1 pseudogene is annotated in these 221 nt (G+C 56.1%); it reads right to left on the bottom strand.

Annotation, left to right across the window (positions count from 1 at the left end):
• A pseudogene (locus ACR6Z4_RS32295) lies at positions 1–221 on the bottom strand (photosystem II D2 protein (photosystem q(a) protein)); the annotation flags it as partial.

The raw sequence follows: 221 nt of genomic DNA, 5'->3' as shown, positions 1-221 counted from the left end.
GCAGGCGTAGAAACCGCTGCGGTTAAAAAGTTGCATCCCTCCAGGTAGGAACTGGCAATCCCGTGGGTGTACCAGGAGGTAACAAAGGTGGTGCCAGTGAGCCAGCCACCCAGTGCCAAGTAAGCACAGGGGAACAGTAGCACGCCAGACCAGCCGACGAATACAAATCTATCGCGCTTTAGCCAGTCATCGAGGACGTCAAACCATCCTCGCGTGTCCTG

Source organism: Calyptranema fuscum S582 (assembly GCF_055793305.1).
This window is presented reverse-complemented; position numbering and strand designations above follow the sequence as displayed.